We start from the raw sequence: 1,915 nt of genomic DNA, 5'->3' as shown, positions 1-1,915 counted from the left end.
TATCTCCTTGAGAGATCGACATCAGAGGGAGGAGGCCAATGAACGCCCGCATTGCTCGGTTGCTTGCATCTGTCGCTGCCCTGACGTGGCTCGTCGGCTGCTCCCTGGGTTCTGTCATGATCCAGGAGCGGGAGAGTCCGCTCGGTTTCGAGGCCACCATCGAGCGGATCACCGCGAACGCCCATGCCCACGGCTGGGAGGTGCCTCGAAGCTTCGATTTCCAGCAGGCACTGACCGCGCGAGGGCGGCCGGATCCGGGCCGGATCACCGTGCTGAAGCTTTGCTCGCCGGACTTCGCAACGCGCATGTTCGGGAGCGATGATTCCAAGTACGTGTCGGTGATGGCGCCGTGCTCCATCGCCGTCTACGAAAAATCTGACGGCCGCACCTATGTGTCCACCATGAATATGCAGCTGATGTCGAAGCTGATGGGCGCGGAGGTGGGTCCAGTGCTCGGTGACATCGCCGCGGAGGATGAGGCCATTCTTGCCTTCACGCGCTGACTGCTCGCTCTGAGCGGCCACCACCGTCCCAAGTCACTGATCAGGCACCGACCGGCCGGGCTCGGCAAGCCCGGTCGGTCAATCCTGTGCCCGGCCCTTGCGGGTGGGCGCGCGGCTCAGTACTTTAGAGGGCTTTTGCAGGCCCGCTCCAGGGTCATCCTTGCTCTTCAGCCACGGGATCCAACGGCATGCGCAGTCACTATTGCGGCGATCTTCACGCCGGACTCATCGATGAGACGGTCCGGCTCAGCGGCTGGGTACACCGCCGCCGCGACCACGGCGGGGTCATCTTCGTGGACCTGCGCGATCGCAGCGGCCTGGTACAGGTGGTCTTCGACCCGGACCGTCCAGAGATGTTTGCGCTGGCCGAGCAGGTCCGCAGCGAGTACGTCCTCGCCGTGGAAGGCCGGGTGCGCCGCCGGCCGGAGGGCACCGAGAATCCGAACATGGCCACCGGCGAGGTGGAGGTGCTGGCGCAGTCGCTCGAGGTGCTGAACCGCGCCGAGACGCCGCCCTTTCAGCTGGAAGACTACCATTCGGACACCTCGGAAGAGGTCCGACTGCGCTATCGCTATATCGATCTGCGCCGCCCGGAGATGCAGGCGCGTCTGCGCGTGCGAAGCCGCATCACGGCGACCCTGCGGGCTTTCTTGGACGCTGAGGGCTTCCTCGACATCGAGACGCCCATCCTCACCAAGTCCACCCCTGAGGGCGCCCGTGACTACCTGGTGCCGAGCCGCGTCCATCCGGGCGAGTTCTACGCCCTGCCGCAGTCGCCGCAGCTGTTCAAGCAGCTCTTGATGATGTCGGGCTTCGATCGCTATTACCAGATTGCCCGGTGCTTCCGCGATGAGGACCTGCGCGCCGACCGCCAGCCCGAGTTCACCCAGCTCGACATCGAGACCTCTTTCCTCGACGAAGCCGAGCTGACGGGCCTGATGGAGCGGATGATGCGCACCCTGTTCAAGCAGGTGCTGGACGTCGATCTGCCGGACCCCTTCCCGCGCATGACCTACGCCGAGGCCATGCGCCGCTTCGGCTCCGACCGCCCGGACCTGCGCGTGCCGCTGGAGCTCATCGACGTCGCAGACCTGATGGGCGATGTCGAGTTCAAGGTCTTCTCCGGCCCTGCGGCGGACCCCGAAGGCCGTGTCGTCGCGCTGCGTCTGCCGGGCGGCGGTGAGCTCTCGCGCAAGGAGATCGACGACTACACCAAGTTCGTCGGCATCTACGGCGCCAAGGGGCTCGCCTACATCAAGGTCAACGACTGGACCGGGCAGGGCCGCGAGGGGCTGCAATCGCCCATCCTGAAGTTCCTGCCGGACAGCGCCGTCGCCGGCATCATGGAGCGCACGGGCGCGGAGAACGGCGACCTGGTCTTCTTCGGCGCCGACAAGGCCGTGGTCGTCAAC

At 65.7% G+C, this 1,915-nt stretch carries 2 protein-coding genes; both read left to right on the top strand.

Annotated elements, in window-relative coordinates:
• Positions 1 to 38 precede the first annotated feature (38 nt).
• Positions 39 to 503, top strand: coding sequence for a DUF302 domain-containing protein (locus I6U14_RS10630; RefSeq protein WP_296899171.1), 465 nt, complete (start codon positions 39 to 41; stop codon positions 501 to 503).
• A 188-nt stretch (positions 504 to 691) separates the two neighbouring features.
• On the top strand, positions 692 to 1,915 hold a 1,224-nt coding region (gene aspS / locus I6U14_RS10625), incomplete at its 3' end, for an aspartate--tRNA ligase (protein ID WP_296899170.1).

This window comes from Thiohalocapsa sp. (genome assembly GCF_019695415.1).
Classification (GTDB): domain Bacteria; phylum Pseudomonadota; class Gammaproteobacteria; order Chromatiales; family Chromatiaceae; genus Thiohalocapsa.
This window is presented reverse-complemented; position numbering and strand designations above follow the sequence as displayed.